Genomic DNA, 232 nt, shown 5'->3' with positions numbered 1-232 from the left:
TCCAACATCTGAAGATGCGACATCTACTGATATCCAAGGTGCCACTCAAACAGGTAAACCTGTATTCACTGAAGGTAATATCCGTGTGCCAATGAACGATGCTGTTCCAGCAACATTTGATGATGGCTCAACTACCAAGTCAGTTGATGGTGTTGGTAAGTTCACAGTAGCAGCAGATGGAACAGTAACTTTTGTTCCTGAAAAGTCATTCACAGGTAAAGCACCGGCCGTA

The 232-nt window shown here is 44.0% G+C and carries 1 protein-coding gene; it reads left to right on the top strand.

Annotation, left to right across the window (positions count from 1 at the left end):
* Nucleotides 1-232, top strand: a 232-nt coding sequence (locus ADM33_RS05210) for a hypothetical protein (RefSeq protein WP_049503526.1), incomplete at both ends; no start/stop codon positions are given.

It is taken from the genome of Streptococcus oralis (assembly GCF_001075875.1).
Lineage (GTDB): Bacteria > Bacillota > Bacilli > Lactobacillales > Streptococcaceae > Streptococcus > Streptococcus oralis_I.
This window is presented reverse-complemented; position numbering and strand designations above follow the sequence as displayed.